Origin of the sequence: Rathayibacter sp. Leaf299 (assembly GCF_001423055.1) — a bacterium.
In the GTDB taxonomy this organism is placed as follows: domain Bacteria; phylum Actinomycetota; class Actinomycetes; order Actinomycetales; family Microbacteriaceae; genus Rathayibacter; species Rathayibacter caricis.
This window is the reverse complement of sequence record NZ_LMNT01000001.1, coordinates 955,623-973,506: the sequence shown is the minus strand read 5'-3', so window position 1 is coordinate 973,506 and position 17,884 is coordinate 955,623. Positions and strand designations below refer to the sequence as shown.

Here is a 17,884-nt window from a genome sequence, read left to right as displayed (position 1 = left end):
TGCCGACCGCAATATGAGGGCGTGGGTACTCGGGAGCGCAAAGTACAAATATAGATGCATCGCGCCACGCCGCGCAAGTGCAGATCCTTGCGTCGTGTCGCGGGGTCCGGTATACGCCCCGGGCAGGCCGCCGTCGGGGTGCCGCGTCCCTCAGACTGAGGGGATGCAGGAACGAACCGGACGCCGACGCGGCGACGACGCCGAGCACCCCCGCGCGGTGCTCTCCAGCGGCTACCTCGCGCAGATCGAGCCCGACCGGCACTCCCCCGACGCCGCGACACTCGTGGTCGACGGGACGCCGCAGTCGCACGTCGACCTGGCCGATCCGACGCACCTGTCCTTCGAGTACGTGCGCCGCATCGGTCACGCCATCGATCTGCTCGCCCCCGAGGGCGAGGCCGTCACCGCGCTGCACCTGGGCGCCGGGGCACTCACCCTCCCCCGCTACGTCGCCGCGACCCGACCGGGCTCGCGCCAGCAGGTCGTCGAGATCGAGGGCGCGCTGGTCGAGCTGGTGCGGGAGGCGCTGCCGCTGCCCCGGGGAGCCCAGATCCGCATCCGCCAGGGCGACGCCCGCGAGGTGCTCGGCAAGCTCCCGCCCGGACTCCTCGGCAGCATCGACGTCGTCGTCGTCGACGTCTTCTCGGGGGCCAGGACGCCGGCGCACGTGACGAGCACGCAGTTCTACTCCGCGATCGCCCCGCTGCTCGCGCCCGGGGGCGTCGTCGCCGTCAACGTGGCCGACGGAGGGGCGCTCGCGTTCGCCCGCGCGCAGGCGGCGACCCTCTCCTCCGTCTTCGCGCACACCGCGATCATGACCGACACGCAGATGCTCAAGGCGAAGCGGTTCGGGAACGTGGTGATGCTCGCCTCCGCCGCGCCGCTGCCGGTCGACGCACTGCCGCGGCGCCTGGCCTCCGACCCCGCGCCCGCGAAGCTCGTGCAGGGCCGCGAGCTCGACAACTTCGTCGCGGGCGCCTCCGCCGTCACGGACGACACGGCCACGCCCTCGCCGCTGCCGGCCCGCAGCATCTTCCAGGTGCGGCGCGGCTGACCCTCGTCGGATGGGCGCGTCCGGAGGAGAGCCGTGCGCTCCGCCCCGTAAACTGGGCCGGCCCGAGCGGCCGCCCGCTCGTCGCACACGACCCGCGACGCACCGGATCCGCACCCCACGAGGAAGCACTGCTCTGAGCATCATCATCCGCCACGATCCCGCGACGCTCCGCGAGGAGATCGACGTCGACGCCGCCCAGGAGCGCCTCGAGGAGATCGGCGCGCTCCGCTCCCTCGCCGCTCTCACCGAGAAGGCCGAGCTGCTGCGCCTGCTCGGCCGGCTCGACGAGGCCTGGGACCTGGCCAACGAGGCCGTCCGCCGCACCCGCTTCTCGGGCGACCGCGCCGAGCTGCTGACCGCGCGCGTCCGCCGGGCCCGGCTCATGCAGCTGCGCGGGCGCCCCGACGAGGCGCTCTCGGAGCTCGCGCTGTGCGTCGAGGAGGCGCGCACCCACGAGTGGCACCTCGAGCACTCCTTCGCGCTCAAGCACCGGGGCCTCGCGTCCTTCGAGCTCGGCGAGTACGGCCGCGCCGCGCGCGACTTCGACGCCGCGACCGTGCTCGGCGAGCGCGTGGGCGTCCCGGAGGAGGAGCTCGAGATCGCACGGGTGGGCTTCGCCGCCGCGACCGAGTTCCAGGGCGGCTCGACGCGCGAGCGGACCGAGGGCACCGTCCGCGGGCGCCGCCGGGCCGACGGCGCCAAGGACGCCGCGGCGACCGACGACTCCGACGGCGCCGAGAGCGCCGACCAGGCCTGACGGCTCCCCCGACGGGACGGCGGACGCGTGGCCGAGCTGGAGCAGGTCCGGGCGTGGGCCGAGGAGCTCCTCGTCGAGCACCTCGACGACTCCTGGAGCTTCGGCTTCGATCACGCGCGCACGCGGGGCGGCGCCTGCCACTGGAGTGACCGGCGGATCACCCTCTCGCGTCACCTCGCCGCCCGCTGGAGCGACGAGGAGGTGCGGCAGACCCTCCTGCACGAGGTCGCGCACGCGCTCGCCGGCCCGACCGCCGGGCACGGAGCCGCGTGGCGCGGCATCGCCGCTCGCCTGGGGTACACCGGCTCGCGCACGCACAGCAACCCGACCGCCGACGAGCTGGCGCCGTGGGTGGGCACCTGCCCGAGCGGACACCTCTTCTACCGGCACCGCCGGCCGTCCCGCCCCCTGGCGTGCGGACGCTGCGCCCGGCGCTTCGAGGCGGCGAACGCGATCCAGTGGCGCCGGCGCCCGGTCCCGGCGGCGTGAGCGCGACCGGCGAGCCGCGCGCGATCCGCGGTCGCGCGCCCAGCACGGGGCAGTGGCTCGAGGAGGCCGACGGCCGGCGCTGGTGGTTCGACTCCGGCAGCCTCGCGCTCGACTTCGCGTTCACCGGCGCGATGCGCGGCGCCCCCGGTGAGCGGCTGCCCTCGGGCGAGGCCCTGGGGGCTTGGCTCGCCGAGCGGTTCGACGCGCTGGACGAGGGCGGACGCGAGGCCGACCTGGCCGACGCTCTGATGCTGCGGGACGCGATCGCGCGGCTGGCGGAGGCCGCCGAGCAGGGCGGCTCCGGGGAGCCGGGGGACGTCGACGTGCTCAACCTCTTCGCGGCGATGCCGGACATCCCGCCGATGCTGTCGGGCGGATCGCGGCGGGCCGGCCGGGCGACCGCCGCGGCCCGCCAGGCGCTCTCGACGATCGCGCGGGAGGGGGTCGAGCTGCTGGGCGGCTCGGGCGCGGGGCGACTCCGCCGCTGCGACGCCGAGGACTGCCGGATGCTCTACCTGGACACGTCGCGGGCGGGCACGCGCCGCTGGTGCTCGATGCAGCGCTGCGGCAACCGGGCGAAGGTCCGCGCGCACCGCAGTCGGAGCGCGGCGCGCGCGGCCGGCCGCTAGTCGATGACCCGGACTTCCTTCCAGAACGCGACGTAGCCCGAGAAGTCCTTGCCGACGCGGTCGAACGCGGTGGGGTACGGAGTCGGGTAGGACCAGGCGCGGTCCTTCAGCAGACCGTCGTCGGACTTCACCGAGAAGTACTGGCACTCGCCCTTCCACGGGCAGGTGTAGGGGGTGTCGCTCGGCTCGAGCAGGTCGGTCGCGACGCTCGAGGGCGGGAAGTACCAGTTGCCCTCGATCGAGATGAGGTCGGAGTCGGGGGCGTCGGCGAGGACGACGTCGTGGAGGACGGCTTTCATGCGGGCCAGCTTTCGGGTTCGGTCGCGGGGGCGGTGCGAGCGGGAGCGCTCCGTGCGAACGCTACGCCGCTCCGGGGCCGGCGGTCGAGGGGGCCCTCAGCGCAGGACGGTGACGTCGGCGACCGAGTCGAGACGGGCCGCGGCGGCGACCTCGTCGGCCCGTCCCGACTCCTTCAGCGCACGACCCGACGGCGACGCCGACAGCAGGTGGGAGCAGGCGCGGCGGAGCCCGGCGAACGAGGCGGACGCGACCGCCGCGTCGGGCGAGGTGTGGTCGATCCCGAGCGTGATGAGGGCGTCGATGAGCGCGCCCGCGGCGAGCTGGTCCTCGAGAGTGAAGCGCGCGGCCCCGTCCTCGTCGACGTCGCCCGCGGCGACCACGTTGACGCTGGTGCGGCCGCCGTTCTCGTGCTGGCGCTCGAGGATCCACCGGGCGACGGCGGTGCGGTCGGCGAGTCCGGCCCGCACGACGCGGCCCTCGACGCCGTCGAGGGGCAGCTCCCGGCCGCCGGGCAGCGCGTCGACGACGACGGTGATGTGCGCGGGGGCGAGGACGCGCAGCGCCCGCGGACCCCAGTCGAAGCGGATCTGGTAGGTCGACTGGTCGTGGGCGGAGGACGCGGCGTTCACCCTGACACGGTACCGGGCGCATACACGGCCGAGCGCTCCCGCGCACCCGGTGACGGCACAGGGCCCTGCGGAGGAGGATGGGCGTCGTGAAGGTGATGCTGAAGCACGTGCTCGACACCGACGTGGACTCCGCCTGGCGCGCTCTGCAGAGCCCGGCCGTGTTCCGCGAGGTGATGTCCCCCCTCCTGACCGCCGCGTCGCTGGACGAGGGCGGCTTCCGGCCGACGTGGGGGCTGGGCCCGCACGACGTCGCGATGGACGCGCTCGGGATCGTGCCGATGGGCGCGCAGGAGATCGACCTCTCGTACCGGCGCGTGCCGTCGATGCCGGACGTGCGGATCCTGCGCGACAGCGGCGCTCCGCTCTCGGGCGCTCTGCGGCTGATCACCGCCTGGGACCACCGGATGGCGGTCGCTCCGCTCCCGGACGGGCGCACGCTATTCCGCGACAAGCTCGAGTTCAGCGCCGGGCTCGCCTCACCCGCGCTGTGGCCGTCGATGTGGGCGTTCTGGCAGTGGCGCGGCATCCGCATCCGCTCGCTGGCACCGACCTGGCGTCACGACGTGGGCGCGGATGCGCGCCCCCGCGGGGAGGCGGCGGAGTGAGCCCCGACGGCACCGCGGAGGAGGAGGTCGAGCTCTCCCGCGCCGAGCTGATCCGCTTCCAGTGGCCCTCGGCGGAGGACGAGTCGGACGAGTCGGACGAGGTCTCGCCCCGCCGCAGACTCGTGTCGGCGATCGAGGTCGCCGACTGGCGACGCCACGTGCACGCCCTCTACGCCGAGGTCCGCCGCCTCTCCAACGTGGACCTGCTCTCGGCGCACGCCTCGTGGATCCGCGGGCGCAACGCGCTCTTCGCGCGCCACCCCTCCACTCCGCTCCTGCCGGCGGACCGCGCTCACTTCCGCTCCCTCGCCATCGCTCCCTACGACGCCTCGTGGCGGTTCGAGCTCGAGGTCGCCCCGGCCGAGGAGCCGCGGAGGATGGACGTGGAGACCGGGACGGACGGGACCGTGCCGTTCGAGCTGATCGGCACCGTCGAGATCCCCCGCGCCGGGATGCTCGACGTCTGGCGGCTCGGCTCCTACGGCGGCGGGCTCTTCCTGCCGGTCAAGGACGCGCTGGCCGGGACCCCCGGCGGCACGTACGGCGGCGGACGCTACCTGCTCGACACCGTGAAGGGCGCCGACCTCGGCCCCGGGAGCGCCCCGTCGACCCTGGTGCTCGACTTCAACTTCGCCTACAACCCCTCCTGCGCGTACGACCCGGCATGGGCGTGCCCGCTCGCGCAGGCCGGCAACACGCTCGCCGTCGAGGTGCCGGTGGGCGAGCGCTACAAGGGCTGAGACGCGCCCGGAAGGCGGGCTCCGATGCGGCGAGCGACCGGAGTCCGCTAGGCTTGTGGGGTGCGAGCGCGAAGTCTGCGCTCCCCCGCGTCGTAGAACGCCCCTTGTCCCCTGAGGACTCTGACCGTCGAGGACCTCGTCCCGACCATCTGGCGCACCGTGCATGAGGCCTCCGGCCGCGCGCACAGCTTCGTACGGCGAACGGATGTGACCACCGTCACCTTCGCCCGAAAGCCGATCACCCGCGCCCGGCCGTACGCCTGCGCTGTCGGATCGGCATGATGCCCCGAAAGGCACCATCCATGTCGTCCATCCCCACCTTCGCCGCTCTCGGCGTCCCCGCTCCCCTCGTCTCGGCCCTGACCGCGAACGGCATCACCGAGCCGTTCCCGATCCAGGTCGACACGCTGCCCGATACCCTCAACGGCCGCGACGTCCTCGGACGCGGCAAGACCGGCTCGGGCAAGACCCTCGCCTTCTCGATCCCGATGATCGCCCGCCTCGGCGGATCGCTCGCCGGCGGCCGCCGCCGCCCGGGCCGCCCGCTCGGACTCGTCCTCGCGCCGACCCGCGAGCTCGCCACCCAGATCACCGCGGCCATGCAGCCCCTCGCCGACGCCTACGGCATCGTCACCACGACGATCTTCGGCGGCGTCTCGCAGCAGCGCCAGGTCGCGGCCCTCAAGCAGGGCGTCGACATCGTCGTGGCCTGCCCCGGCCGCCTCGAGGACCTGATGAAGCAGGGCTTCGTCAACCTCGACGCCGTCGAGATCACCGTGCTCGACGAGGCCGACCACATGGCCGACCTGGGCTTCCTTCCCGTGGTCACGCGCATCCTCGACAAGACGCCGCGCGGCGGTCAGCGCCTGCTGTTCTCGGCCACGCTCGACAACGGCGTGGACAAGCTCGTCAAGAAGTACCTGCAGAACGAGGTGCTCCACTCGGTCGACGAGGCCAACTCGCCCGTCGCGCTGATGACCCACCACGTGTTCGAGGTCGACGGCCTCGACTCCAAGAACGCCCTCGTGAAGACCCTCGCGTCCGGCACCGGCCGCCGCATCCTCTTCATGCGCACCAAGCACCACGCGAAGAAGCTCGCCAAGCAGCTCACCGGCCAGGGCATCCCCGCCGTCGACCTGCACGGCAACCTCTCCCAGGTCGCCCGCGACCGCAACCTCGCGGCGTTCGGCGCCGGCGACGTGAAGGTGCTCGTCGCGACCGACGTCGCCGCCCGCGGCGTCCACGTCGACGACGTCGAGCTCGTCATCCACGTCGACCCGCCCATGGAGCACAAGGCGTACCTGCACCGCTCGGGCCGCACCGCCCGCGCCGGCTCGGAGGGCGACGTCGTCACCGTCGTGCTGCCCACGCAGCGCGGCGACGTGAAGACGCTCCTGCGCAAGGCCGCCATCCAGGTCCAGCCCCAGCAGGTCACGGCCGACTCGGCCGCCGTCGCGAAGCTCGTCGGGGACGTCGCGGCGTACGTGACCCCCTCGGCCGTCGTCGAGCCCGCCCGCGGGCAGTCGCAGGGCGGACGCTCGCAGGGCGCGAACGCGCAGCGCAAGCGCGCGGCCCGCACCGACGGCACCGGCTCCGCCCCCCGCGGCGGACGCGGAGAGCGCTCGGCGGCCCCCGCCGGCGGCTCCGACCGTCCCCGTCGCGACCGCACCGCCGGCTCCGACGGAGCCGCTCGCGGCGGCGCCCGCGGCGGACGCACCCGCTCCGCGGCCCCCGCGTCGACCTCGGGCGGCTCGCGCTCGTTCTACAGCACCGCGACCGGCGGCGCCTCCTCGGCCGCACCCGCCCGCGAGGGCTCCGGCGGCGGCGCCCGCCGCGGCGGACGACGCGCGCAGGGCTGAGCTTCTTGGTGCGCCGCGGGGCGGCGCACCGCGGTCGGCTCTCTGAGGTGGTCGCGATTCGCAGAGCGTGTCGCGAACGGCTACGCCGATCCGCTCGCACGCGGATCGACGGTTCGCCTCGTGGGTGCTGCTTCGGCGGCATGTGCGGGTGAAGTGGGCGCGCTGAACCTACAGAAGGCCGGGAGTTCCTCCTGCGGAGTCATCCGTGGGAGGGGGTCCCGGCCTTCGTCGTTGCTGGGGGGGGCGTGCGTGGGTACGGTCCGACTGAAAAGTGGGTCCCGGTGACGGGGTGCCTCGAGTCGTCGACAGCGTGTAGTGCCCGGAACGGTGTTCGCCGCGGTCGATGTTCGCAACCGAGCTCCGGGCCCGATACTGCCGGCCCAGCGGTCCTCGTTCTCGAAGACGAACGGACCCGGTCAGCAGGAGCGAGCCGAACGGAGTGCGCTTCCGACGCGGACCGCCGTTCCGCACGCCGAAGGACGAGCAGAACGTCGGCCAGGACGTCAGCTCAGCCACCATCGCCGCTGACGGGTGCTCTCAGCTGAGGTTCTGCTTCCACAGTGGTTGCGACAGCTCCTCTCCCCCCAGCGAAGCAACACGCCACGCCACGCAGCGGGACGCCCGGTCCGCGGGCCAGGCGATCCCCTCAGGCGGGATGCACCACGCCCCGCGGCACGCGCCCCCGTCGGGCGGAAGTCGCGGCAGCGCTTCCTCTCCGGAGGGAGGCGCCGAAGCGCGCGGCGGAGCCGAACGCGCGATCCGCGTGCCAGCGGATCGCGCTAGGCGGAACGCAGGACGCTCCACGGAACGCGACCACTCCTGGAAGCCGACCGCGGTGCGCCGCCACGCGGCGCACAAGACGAACACCGCGGAGCCGAACGCGCGATCCGCGTGCGAGCGGATCGCGCTAGGCGGAACGCAGGACGCTCCATGGAACGCGACCACTCCTGGAAGCCGACCGCGGTGCGCCGCCCCGCGGCGCGCAAGACGAACACCGCGGAGCCGAACGCGCGATCCGCGTGCCAGCGGATCGCGCTAGGCGGAACGCACCACGCTCCGNTGCGCCGCCCCGCGGCGCGCAAGACGAACACCGCGGAGCCGAACGCGCGATCCGCGTGCCAGCGGATCGCGCTAGGCGGAACGCACCACGCTCCGTGGAACGCGACCACCCCGGAAAGCCGACCGCGGTGCGCCGCCCCGCGGCGCGCAAGACGAACACCGCGGAGCCGAACGCGCGATCCGCGTGCCAGCGGATCGCGCTAGGCGGAACGCACCACTCTCCACGGAACGCGGCCGCCTCCGACGGAAGTCGCAGCAGCGCTTCCCCTCCGAAGTGAGGCGCCGAAGCGCACGGCGAAGCCGAACGCGCGATCCGCGTGTCAGCGGATCGCGCTAGGCGGAACGCACGACGCTCCACGGAACGCGACCACCCCTGGAAGCCCACTGCGGTGCGCCGCCACGCGGCGCACAGTTCAACTCAGCCTTCCGACCGATGCCAGGGCCGCGCGGACCAGGGCGCCGCGTCCGCCCTCCATCTCGGCGGAGACGGCGTCGGAGCAGGCCTCGTCGGGGGTCATCCAGGTGAGCTCGAGGGCGTCCTGGCGAGGGTCGCAGGTGCCGGTCACGGGGACGACGTAGGCGAGGGACACTGCGTGCTGGCGCTCGTCCGTGAAGGGGCCCATGCCGGGCATGGGGAAGTACTCGGCGACGTGGAAGGGCAGCGGGCTCGCCGGCAGCAGCGGGAACGCCATGGGGCCGAGGTCCTTCTCGAGGTGCCGGAAGAGGGCGTCGCGCAGCGTCTCTCCGTACATCACCCGACCCGACACGATCGTGCGCGTGATCTGGCCCGACGCCGTCGCGCGCAGCAGCACGCCCACCTCCGTGACCTGGCCGAGCCCGTCGACGCGCACGGGCACCGCCTCGACGTACAGCAGCGGGAGCCGACGGCGGATCTCGGCGAGTTCGTCGTCGGACAGCCACCCGGAGTTGGGGTCAGGGGTACGCACGCTCATGGAGCCATTCTTACCCGACGTTCATGTCGGTCCGGTTTCGCAGCGGGCGCGGCGGGGCCGGCGGCGATGATGGAGTCATGGGAATCGATCCGAACGCCGTGCTGTGGTCCTCCTCCGAGAAGGACCGGGTGGGACGCCCGCTGCTGGTGCTCCTGCACGGCTACGGCTCGCACGAGGGCGACCTCTTCTCGCTCGGCGCGTACCTGCCGCTGGAGCCGGTGCTCGCGTCGCTGCGCGCCCCGCTCGCCCTGGACGGGCGGGCGAACGCGTGGTGGCCGCTGCGGCTGCCCATGGATCCGGAGGAGTCGCGTACCGATCCGGCCGAGGTCGAGCAGCCGACTCAGGACGTCCTCGACTGGCTGGAAGCGCTCGACCACCCGGGCCCGATCGGACTCCTGGGCTTCTCCCAGGGGGCGGCGCTGGCGGTGCAGCTGCTCCGGCGCGCCCCGGGCCGCTTCGCGTTCGCGGTCGCCCTCTCGGGGTTCGTCGTGCCGCTGCCCGAGGGCGATGACGCGGATGAGCGCCTCGCGCGGGAGCGCCCCCTCGTGTTCCGCGGTCGCGGGACGCTGGACACGGTCATCCCGGAGAGGGCGGTGACGGAGGGCGACGCGTGGTTCCCGGCGCACACCGAGCTCGACTCGCGCGTCTACGAGGGCGTGGCGCACGGAGTGAGCCAGGCCGAGATCGCCGACGTGAGCGCCTTCATCCGCCGCGCGTTCGGCTGAGCCGCCGACGGCGGGCGCCGCGTCAAGGGTTTGCCCGTGGCGGACGCCGCGGCCAGTGTCGGTGGTGGCAGGGAGGATGGAATCATGCCCACCGATCTCGGCGGCAGCGCTCTCGAGCGCTTCTCCCCCGCCACCCGCGCCTGGTTCCAGGGCGCCTTCCCAGCGCCCACCGCGGCGCAGGAGGGGGCCTGGTCGGCGATCTCGTCGGGCTCGCACGCGCTCGTGGTCGCTCCGACCGGTTCGGGCAAGACGCTGTCGGCGTTCCTCTGGGCGATCGACCGCCTCGTGCAGGGCCCCCCGCCGGAGGATCCGCAGCACCGCACCCGCGTCCTCTACGTCTCGCCGCTGAAGGCGCTCGGCGTCGACGTCGAGCGCAACCTCCGCTCCCCGCTCGTCGGGGTCACGCAGACGGCGCTGCGCCTGAACGCCGAGGGCATCGGAGTCGCTCCGTCGACCGTCACGGTCGGCGTCCGCTCCGGGGACACCCCCGCCGCCGAGCGGCGCGTGCTGCAGAAGACGCCGCCCGACATCCTCATCACCACGCCCGAGTCGCTCTACCTGATGCTCACCTCCGCCGCGCGCGAGTCGCTGCGCGGCGTCGAGACCGTGATCGTCGACGAGGTGCACGCCGTCGCCTCGACCAAGCGCGGGGCGCACCTCGCGGTCTCGCTCGAGCGCCTCGACGCCCTGCTGCCGAAGCCGGTCCAGCGCATCGGCCTCTCGGCGACGGTGCGCCCGCGCGAGGAGGTCGCCCGGTTCCTGGCGGGCCGCTCGCCGGTGTCGATCGTGGCGCCGGTGTCCGAGAAGCAGTGGGACCTGACGGTCGTCGTGCCGGTCGAGGACATGTCCGAGCTCGGGGCGGCCGCTCCGCAGGAGGGCTCGACCATGGGGGCGACCGGCCCGCAGAGCGGATCGATCTGGCCGCACGTCGAGGAGTCGATCGTCGACCGCGTGCTCGCGCACACCTCCTCCATCGTCTTCGCCAACTCGCGTCGGCTCGCCGAGCGGCTCACCGCCCGGCTGAACGAGATCTACGCGGACCGCCGCGAGGCCGACCTCGAGCGGGCCCGCGCGACGGCCGAGCCCGTCGCCGTCGGGGCCCTCGTCGACGAGGCGATCGGGTCGATGGCCACGGGGGCGTCCCGCCGGGCCCCGGCCGAGCTCATGGGCGCGGCCGGCGGCACGAGCGGCTCCGGGCAGTCCGCCCCCGACGACGAGCCGCTGCTCGCCCGCGCGCACCACGGCTCCGTCAGCAAGGAGCAGCGGGCGATCATCGAGGACGACCTGAAGTCCGGCCGCCTCCGCTGCGTCGTCGCCACGTCGAGCCTCGAGCTCGGGATCGACATGGGCGCGGTCGACCTCGTCGTGCAGGTCGAGACGCCGCCGTCGGTCGCGAGTGCCCTCCAGCGCGTCGGACGCGCCGGCCACCAGGTCGGCGAGGTGTCGCGCGGCGCCTTCTACCCCAAGCACCGGGCCGACCTGCTGCACTCCGCGGTCACCACCGAGCGGATGCGCTCCGGGCTGATCGAGGCGATCCAGGTCCCCGCGAACCCGCTCGACATCCTCGCGCAGCAGACCGTCGCCGCCACGGCGCTCGAGGCGCTCGACGTCGACGACTGGTTCGACACCGTCCGCCGCAGCGCGCCGTTCGTGTCGCTGCCCCGCTCCGCCTACGAGGCGACGCTCGATCTGCTGTCCGGCCGGTATCCCTCCGACCAGTTCGCGGAGCTGCGGCCCCGGCTCGTCTGGGACCGGGACGCCAACACGCTGACCGGACGGCCCGGTGCGCAGCGCCTGGCCGTCACGAGCGGCGGCACGATCCCCGACCGCGGGCTCTTCGGCGTCTTCATGGTCGGCGAGCCCGGCTCCACCGGCAACCGCGTCGGCGAGCTCGACGAGGAGATGGTCTACGAGTCGCGCGTCGGCGACGTCTTCGCACTCGGAGCGACGAGCTGGCGGATCCAGGAGATCACCTACGACCGCGTGATCGTGACGCCCGCGTTCGGCGAGCCGGGCCGCCTCCCGTTCTGGAAGGGCGACTCCCAGGGCCGGCCCGCCGAGCTCGGCGAGGCGATCGGCGCGTTCACCCGCGAGCTGGGCGGGTCGGCCGCCGATCCGGCGCGGGCGCGCTGCGCGGAGGCGGGCCTGGACGAGTACGCCACGAACAACCTGCTGTCGTTCCTCGACGAGCAGCGGATCGCCACCGGGCAGATCCCGGACGACCGCACGCTGGTGCTCGAGCGCTTCCGCGACGAACTGGGCGACTGGCGGCTCGTGCTCCACTCGCCGTACGGCATGCAGGTGCACTCCCCGTGGGCCCTCGCCGTCGGCGCGCGCGTGCGCGAGCGGCACGGGGTCGACGGAGCGGCGATGGCCGGCGACGACGGCATCGTCGTCCGCATCCCCGACACCGAGTCGGAACCCCCCGGCGCCGAGCTTTTCCTGTTCGAGCGCGACGAGCTCGAGTCGCTCGTGACGAGCGAGGTCGGCGGGTCGGCCCTCTTCGCCGCCCGCTTCCGCGAGTGCGCGGCGCGGGCGCTGCTCCTGCCCCGCTACAACCCCGGCAAGCGCTCACCGCTCTGGCAGCAGCGTCAGCGCGCCGCGCAGCTCCTCGACGTCGCGCGCACCTACCCGACCTTCCCGATCATCCTCGAGACCGTGCGCGAGTGCCTCCAGGACGTCTACGACCTGCCCGCGCTGCTGCGCCTGGCCGCGCGGCTCGACGGGCGCGAGCTGCGGATCCTCGAGGTCGAGACGCCGACCGCGAGCCCGTTCGCCCGGTCGATGCTCTTCGGCTACGTCGCGGCGTTCATGTACGAGGGCGACAGTCCGCTCGCCGAGCGCCGGGCCGCCGCGCTGTCGGTCGATGCGGCGCTCCTGGGCGAGCTGCTCGGCCGCGCCGAGCTGCGCGAGCTGCTCGACCCGGTCGTCCTCGCGCAGATCGAGCGCGAGCTGCAGCGCGTCGAACCGGAGCGGCGTCTGCGCGGGCTCGAGGGCGCGGCCGACCTGCTCCGCCTGCTCGGTCCTCTGACGATGGACGAGCTGGGCGAGCGCCTCGTCGAGGAGTCCGTCGCATCGGCGGACGTCGCGGCCGCTCCTCCGATCGGGCGCGAGACGCTCGAGGCGGTCGTCGCCCAACTCGTGAAGGCGAAGCGCGTCCTGCCCGTCGGCCTCGGCGGCGAGCAGCGCTACGCGGCGATGGAGGATGCGGCGAGGCTCCGCGACGCCCTCGGCGTACCCCTGCCGATCGGCGTGCCGGTCGCGTTCATCGACCCGGTGCGCGATCCGCTCGGCGACCTCGTCGCCCGCTACGCGCGCACCCACGGCCCCTTCATCGCCGCCGCCGTCGCGACGAGGCTCGGCCTCGGCGTCGCGGTCGTCACCGACACGCTCCGCCGCCTCTCGGGCGAGCGGCGGGTCACCGAGGGCGAGTTCCGGCCGAACGGCACGGGCAGCGAGTGGTGCGACGCCGAGGTGCTCCGCCGGCTCCGGAGCCGTTCGCTCGCGGCGCTCCGCAAGGAGGTCGAGCCGGTCGACGGCGCGACCTACGGGCGGTTCCTGCCGGCCTGGCAGCACGTCGGCGGGTCGCTCCGCGGCATCGACGGCGTCGCCTCCGTCATCGACCAGCTCGCCGGAGCGCCGATCCCCGCGTCGGCCTGGGAGACGCTGATCCTGCCCTCCCGCGTCCGCGACTACTCCCCCGCCCTGCTCGACGAGCTCACCGCCACCGGCGAGGTGCTCTGGGCCGGCGCCGGCACACTGCCCGGCAACGACGGCTGGGTGAGCCTGCACCTCGCCGAGACGGCCGGGCTCACCCTGCCCGTGCCCGGAGAGACGCTGCCGCTCGGGGAGCTGCAGCAGGAGATCGTCGGGGTCCTCGGCTCCGGCGGCGGCTACTTCTTCCGTCAGCTGTCCGATGCGGTCGGCTCGACCGACGACTCCGCCCTGGTCGACGCGCTCTGGGAGCTCGTCTGGGCGGGGCTGCTCACCAACGACACGCTGGCTCCGCTGCGCACCCTCGTCGGCACCAGCGGAGGAGCGCACCGCCAGCCGCGCGCACCGGCCCGGGCCCGCGCGCCCCGCGGCCGCATGATGACCCGGCCGACGATGCAGACCCGGGTCGGCCCGCCGACCGCGGGCGGGCGCTGGTCGATCGTGCCGCTCGCCGAGTCCGATCCCACCATCCGCGGTCACGCGCTCGGCGAGGTGCTGCTCGAGCGGTACGGCATCGTCACTCGCGGCTCCGTGCAGGCGGAGGGCGTGCTCGGCGGCTTCGCGCTCGCCTACAAGGTGCTCAGCGGCTTCGAGCAGCAGGGCCGCGCCCGCCGGGGCTACTTCATCGAGAAGCTCGGAGCCGCCCAGTTCGGCACCGCGGGCAGCGTCGACCGGCTGCGCACCTTCGTGCCGCAGGACGACGCGCGCGACCGGCCCCGGCCGGTGCTGGCCCTCGCGGCGACCGACCCCGCGAACCCGTTCGGCGCGGCCCTGCCGTGGCCGCAGGGCGAGGGGCACCGGCCCGGACGCAAGGCCGGCGCGCTCGTCGCGATCGTCGACGGCGAGCTCGCCGTCTACCTCGAGCGCGGCGGCAAGACGGCGCTCACCTTCACGAGCGACGAGACCGCGCTCGCCGACGCGGCCGGCGCGTTCGCGCAGCTCGTGCGCTCCCGCGGAGTCGAGAAGCTCACCGTCGAGAAGGTGGACGGCGAGTTCTCCCTCGGCACCGCATTGGGCGACGCCCTCGTCGCGGCCGGCTTCGTGGCGAACCCGCGCGGACTCAGGATGCGCGCGTGAGCGCCGGGAGGAGCACCCGTGCCCGAGGGTGACACCGTCTACCGATCGGCGCACAACCTGGCCGAGGCGCTCGACGGCCAGGTTCTGACGACCTGCGACGTCCGCGTGCCGAAGTACGCGACCGTCGACCTCTCCGGCGAGACGATCGACTCGGTCGTCCCGCGCGGCAAGCACCTGCTGATGCGCGTGGGCGAGGCGCTGATCCACTCGCACCTCAAGATGGAGGGCAGCTGGCACCTCTACCCGCTCGGCGGCCCGCGGCCGAAGTGGCACCGCCCCGCGTTCCAGGCGCGGATCGTGCTCGAGACCGCGCAGTGGCAGGCCGTCGGCTTCGAGCTGGGGCTCCTCGAGATCGTCCCCCTGTCGGCCGAGGAGGACGTCGTGGGCTACCTCGGTCCCGACCTGCTCGGGCCGGACTGGGATCCGGACGAGGCGCTGCGCCGCCTCTCGGCCGACCCCGATCGGCCGATCGGGCTGGCGCTGCTCGACCAGCGGATCATGGCCGGCCTCGGCAACGTCTACCGCGCCGAGCTCTGCTTCCTCCGCGGTGTGCTGCCGACCCGCCCGGTCGGCGAGTCCGGCGACCTCGTGCGGATGATCGCCCTGGCGAAGAAGCTGATCACGGTCAACCGCGAGCGCATCGAGCGCACCACGACCGGCAACCTCCGCCCGGGTCAGCAGCTCTGGGTGTACGGGCGCGACCGCAGGCCCTGTCGGCGCTGCGGCACGCCGATCAGGCAGGGCGAGCTCGGCGACAGCGAGCTGCAGCTGCGGGTCACCTACTGGTGAAGTTAATTCCGTCGCCGAGAGGCTCTGAGATGCTCTCCTGAATCTCCGCCGCTCCTGAACGGGCATCGATTCCCAAGTCGGCGTCGAAGAATCGGCGTAGGCCGAGGACGAGATCAGGGTCGAAGCTACTCCGATAGATGACGGCGAGGTGCGCTGCCCCATCCACCCACGCAGCAAGAATTTCGGGGGTTCGGTCATCAGGCCCGATGTCCCGCGCCACGAAGTCGAAGAACAACGTCAAAATCCTCTGAGCCAAGTCTGTTTCGTGCAACATACCTCCTGGCAATGAGCTTTGCTCAATACTAGCATGAGGAGCACAATGAAACAGACGATCTCACGGGGCATCGGCGTCGTACTCACCAACCTCGGCCTGCTCGTCGGTGCAGCAGCACCGGCAGAAGCAGCCCCGCCCCCGAAGGGATACCAGACCGACCAAGTGATGGCGACAGTTGAAAATCCTCGGTTGGGCAAGATTCTCCTGCGTCGCGGCTTCGGGGACGCGGACATTCAGCGAGGATTCGGGATGGATAAGGCGTGGCACAAGCACGCATTGACCTCCCGTGCAGCCCAGAAGGTGCTCCTCGGCTCCACGAATAACAAAAAACAATCGGATGGCAACTTCGATCTTCGGACGTACGTCGGCAAATACGATTGCAAGGACCAGTGGAACTGCACCCTGAGAGAACAGATGCTCGTTCACGCGATTTTCGATCCGACGACCTATACCAGCTATCATGGCTGGCCGGTCAATGGCAAATTGGGCATGGTGACCGCCTATTGTGACAACAATGGCATCGAGAAGTGTCCGCGATGGGTGACCTACGCACTCACCAATCCCGGTAAAACGAATCCCTATCGTCTCAGCGGCGAGAGCACCGAGAAGTCCGGGCCGACTCCCCTGCCGGCGCCGGCGGAATCGACCCAACGATCGCAAGCCGACTCGCCCGTCCTCAAGTGGAGCTACAGCGAGCTGGCGCGGACGGTCACCAGGCCGTAGCGGCTCCATCACTCGTCACTGAGGACAGCGGACCTGGACTTCCGTTCACCGATCCTCACAGGTCTCGAGTTCGCTGTCGACGAGCACCCGCCCTGCCGAACCCGAGGGTGAGACTCTGCCTTCGCGGTCGGCAGGGACGGGCGAGAGACAGGGGAACGGTCGGGATTTCACCTCGAGGCCGCACCGAACGTGCTGCGGGCCAGCACGCCCGCAGCACCTGGCGAAGAGGCTGATCACGGTCAACCGCGAGCGCATCGAGCGCACCACGACCGGCAACCTCCGCCCGGGTCAGCAGCTCCGGGGTTACGGGCGCGACCGCAGGCCCTGTCGGCGCTGCGGCACGCCGATCAGGCAGGGCGAGCTCGGCGACAGCGAGCTGCAGCTGCGGGTCACCTACTGGTGCCCGCACTGCCAGAACTGACCGACCCCGACAGAACCGACAGAGAAGCAGGTGCTTGTCGCGCTTTTTTCACTGCCGAGAAGGAGCATGGGGNTACGGGCGCGACCGCAGGCCCTGTCGGCGCTGCGGCACGCCGATCAGGCAGGGCGAGCTCGGCGACAGCGAGCTGCAGCTGCGGGTCACCTACTGGTGCCCGCACTGCCAGAGCTGAGGGTCCGCGCCGCCCCGGGGCGGGCGTCTCCGGCCGATCCCGGTGCGGATCGCGCCTCAGGGGACGGAGCTCCCCTCACTCGGGCATCCTGATACCTGAGCATCACTCATCTCCCTCGCAGATCATCTCGATCCGGGGTCCTTCGTCGATGCATCGCGCCAGCTCTCCGGCTCGGTCACGCCAGTGTCCTCGCCCGACGAGGCGAGTCGCTCCCGGGAACCCATTCTTGTGTGGCCCTACCCGAGAGCACGAGAGCGAGACCACCATGACCCGACCCCCCTCACACGCCACTCCCGCCACGATCCACCGCCGGACGGTCCTCGTCGGAGCGACCTGGACCGTCCCCACGATCGCGGTCGCGATCGCCGCACCTCTGGCCGCCGCATCCGGCGGCACTCCGTCCGTCTCGCCCGCGAACGGCACCGTGATCACCACCTGGAAGGGCGATCACCACTACGGCAGCGGCAACTCGAACTCCAAGCGGCGCTCCTACGATCTGCCCGTAGCCGTCACCGACGCGTCCGGCGCCGCCGTCGCGAACGCGACCGTCACCGTCGTCGCGACCGGACGCAACCGCGACGGCGACCTCCTCGGCGTCTACGCCTCTCCGGCACCGTCGAACGGCGGACCCGAGAGCAGTCCGCACCCGTCCGCGACGATCACGACCGGCGCGACCGGCGTCGCCCTGTTCGCCGTCAACACGCAGAACCTGTCGTCGAGCGAGCGGCCCGCCGAGGCCGTCCTCACCATCACGGTGACCACGCCCGGCGGATCCGCGACCTCGGTCGTGACGGTGCGCCTCACCGAGACCGACTGACCGGCACCCCCGATCGACCGCGCACTCGCCGGTCGTCCCGTGCGGTCGGGGCCGCTCTCCCCCTCCCACGGGCACGCCGC

Annotated in this window: 16 protein-coding genes; 12 read left to right on the top strand and 4 right to left on the bottom strand. The window is 72.9% G+C overall.

What is annotated here, in order from left to right:
* Positions 1–163 precede the first annotated feature (163 nt).
* Genes ASF48_RS04455 through ASF48_RS04440 form a run of 4 tightly spaced genes read left to right on the top strand, consistent with a single transcriptional unit; the run spans position 164 to position 2,929 of the window.
* Positions 164–1,054 carry a spermidine synthase gene (locus ASF48_RS04455; protein ID WP_055786992.1) on the top strand — a complete coding sequence of 297 codons (891 nt, stop codon included), beginning with the start codon at positions 164–166 and terminating at the stop codon, positions 1,052–1,054.
* Positions 1,055–1,064: 10 nt separating this feature from the next.
* Positions 1,065–1,811 carry a tetratricopeptide repeat protein gene (locus tag ASF48_RS19740; protein WP_200930966.1) on the top strand — a complete coding sequence of 249 codons (747 nt, stop codon included), beginning with the start codon at positions 1,065–1,067 and terminating at the stop codon, positions 1,809–1,811.
* Between the two features lie 27 nt (positions 1,812–1,838).
* A complete protein-coding gene (locus ASF48_RS04445; protein ID WP_055786988.1) occupies positions 1,839–2,300 on the top strand; it encodes a SprT-like domain-containing protein in 462 nt (153 codons plus the stop codon).
* Entirely contained in the window at positions 2,297–2,929 is a 633-nt protein-coding gene (locus ASF48_RS04440; protein ID WP_082481095.1) for a CGNR zinc finger domain-containing protein, read from the top strand. The genes ASF48_RS04445 and ASF48_RS04440 overlap by 4 nt, the downstream gene beginning before the upstream one ends.
* Here ASF48_RS04440 and ASF48_RS04435 read toward each other — a convergent pair.
* Together ASF48_RS04435 and ASF48_RS04430 are read right to left on the bottom strand one after the other, a co-directional pair.
* Complete coding sequence (locus ASF48_RS04435; RefSeq protein ID WP_055786984.1) at positions 2,926–3,228, bottom strand: DUF427 domain-containing protein; 303 nt, start codon at positions 3,226–3,228, stop codon at positions 2,926–2,928. The genes ASF48_RS04440 and ASF48_RS04435 overlap by 4 nt on opposite strands.
* 96 nt (positions 3,229–3,324) lie before the next feature.
* Complete coding sequence (locus ASF48_RS04430) at positions 3,325–3,858, bottom strand: 2-phosphosulfolactate phosphatase (RefSeq protein ID WP_055786980.1); 534 nt, start codon at positions 3,856–3,858, stop codon at positions 3,325–3,327.
* A gap of 77 nt (positions 3,859–3,935) precedes the next feature.
* Here ASF48_RS04430 and ASF48_RS04425 point away from each other — a divergent pair, with 77 nt between their 5' ends.
* The 3 genes from ASF48_RS04425 (at position 3,936) to ASF48_RS04415 (ending at position 7,062) form a co-directional block, all read left to right on the top strand.
* A complete protein-coding gene (locus tag ASF48_RS04425; RefSeq protein WP_055786976.1) occupies positions 3,936–4,463 on the top strand; it encodes a hypothetical protein in 528 nt (175 codons plus the stop codon).
* Positions 4,464–4,585: 122 nt separating this feature from the next.
* The gene (locus ASF48_RS04420; RefSeq protein ID WP_055788932.1) at positions 4,586–5,203 is read left to right on the top strand and encodes a DUF1684 domain-containing protein; all 618 of its coding nucleotides are present in this window, start codon (positions 4,586–4,588) and stop codon (positions 5,201–5,203) included.
* A gap of 302 nt (positions 5,204–5,505) precedes the next feature.
* Positions 5,506–7,062 (top strand): DEAD/DEAH box helicase, encoded by a 1,557-nt coding sequence (locus tag ASF48_RS04415; protein ID WP_082480976.1) that lies wholly within the window; start codon positions 5,506–5,508, stop codon positions 7,060–7,062.
* A gap of 1,472 nt (positions 7,063–8,534) precedes the next feature.
* On the opposite strand, the gene ASF48_RS04410 is transcribed toward ASF48_RS04415, so the two are convergent.
* Complete coding sequence (locus tag ASF48_RS04410; protein WP_055786971.1) at positions 8,535–9,074, bottom strand: NUDIX hydrolase family protein; 540 nt, start codon at positions 9,072–9,074, stop codon at positions 8,535–8,537.
* Positions 9,075–9,151: 77 nt separating this feature from the next.
* On the opposite strand from ASF48_RS04410, the gene ASF48_RS04405 reads away from it, so the two are divergent.
* From ASF48_RS04405 to ASF48_RS04395, 3 genes are all read left to right on the top strand, one after another.
* Positions 9,152–9,799 carry an alpha/beta hydrolase gene (locus tag ASF48_RS04405; protein ID WP_055786968.1) on the top strand — a complete coding sequence of 216 codons (648 nt, stop codon included), beginning with the start codon at positions 9,152–9,154 and terminating at the stop codon, positions 9,797–9,799.
* Positions 9,800–9,883: 84 nt separating this feature from the next.
* Positions 9,884–14,590 (top strand): ATP-dependent helicase, encoded by a 4,707-nt coding sequence (locus ASF48_RS04400; protein WP_055786965.1) that lies wholly within the window; start codon positions 9,884–9,886, stop codon positions 14,588–14,590.
* Between the two features lie 18 nt (positions 14,591–14,608).
* On the top strand, positions 14,609–15,379 hold the full coding sequence (locus tag ASF48_RS04395; RefSeq protein ID WP_055786962.1) for a DNA-formamidopyrimidine glycosylase family protein: 771 nt from the start codon (positions 14,609–14,611) through the stop codon (positions 15,377–15,379).
* Here ASF48_RS04395 and ASF48_RS04390 read toward each other — a convergent pair.
* The gene (locus ASF48_RS04390; protein ID WP_157603049.1) at positions 15,366–15,614 is read right to left on the bottom strand and encodes a hypothetical protein; all 249 of its coding nucleotides are present in this window, start codon (positions 15,612–15,614) and stop codon (positions 15,366–15,368) included. The two genes, ASF48_RS04395 and ASF48_RS04390, sit on opposite strands and share 14 nt — an antisense overlap.
* An 84-nt stretch (positions 15,615–15,698) precedes the next feature.
* Between ASF48_RS04390 and ASF48_RS19275 the strand changes: the two genes are divergently transcribed.
* Together ASF48_RS19275 and ASF48_RS04385 are read left to right on the top strand one after the other, a co-directional pair.
* Entirely contained in the window at positions 15,699–16,376 is a 678-nt protein-coding gene (locus ASF48_RS19275; RefSeq protein WP_157603048.1) for a hypothetical protein, read from the top strand.
* 876 nt (positions 16,377–17,252) lie between these two features.
* On the top strand, positions 17,253–17,804 hold the full coding sequence (locus ASF48_RS04385) for a hypothetical protein (protein WP_055786956.1): 552 nt from the start codon (positions 17,253–17,255) through the stop codon (positions 17,802–17,804).
* Positions 17,805–17,884: the final 80 nt, after the last annotated feature.

Excerpts from the sequence above, each read along its gene's own strand:
- ASF48_RS04400 (WP_055786965.1), top strand. The coding sequence starts at position 9,884 with ATGCCCACCGATCTCGGCGGCAGCGCTCTCGAGCGCTTCTCCCCCGCC.
- ASF48_RS04455 (WP_055786992.1), top strand. The coding sequence starts at position 164 with ATGCAGGAACGAACCGGACGCCGACGCGGCGACGACGCCGAGCACCCC.
- ASF48_RS04405 (WP_055786968.1), top strand. The coding sequence starts at position 9,152 with ATGGGAATCGATCCGAACGCCGTGCTGTGGTCCTCCTCCGAGAAGGAC.
- ASF48_RS19740 (WP_200930966.1), top strand. The coding sequence starts at position 1,065 with ATGGGCGCGTCCGGAGGAGAGCCGTGCGCTCCGCCCCGTAAACTGGGC.
- ASF48_RS04435 (WP_055786984.1), bottom strand. The coding sequence starts at position 3,228 with ATGAAAGCCGTCCTCCACGACGTCGTCCTCGCCGACGCCCCCGACTCC.
- ASF48_RS04410 (WP_055786971.1), bottom strand. The coding sequence starts at position 9,074 with ATGAGCGTGCGTACCCCTGACCCCAACTCCGGGTGGCTGTCCGACGAC.
- ASF48_RS04385 (WP_055786956.1), top strand. The coding sequence starts at position 17,253 with ATGACCCGACCCCCCTCACACGCCACTCCCGCCACGATCCACCGCCGG.
- ASF48_RS04425 (WP_055786976.1), top strand. The coding sequence starts at position 3,936 with ATGGGCGTCGTGAAGGTGATGCTGAAGCACGTGCTCGACACCGACGTG.
- ASF48_RS19275 (WP_157603048.1), top strand. The coding sequence starts at position 15,699 with ATGAAACAGACGATCTCACGGGGCATCGGCGTCGTACTCACCAACCTC.
- ASF48_RS04415 (WP_082480976.1), top strand. The coding sequence starts at position 5,506 with ATGTCGTCCATCCCCACCTTCGCCGCTCTCGGCGTCCCCGCTCCCCTC.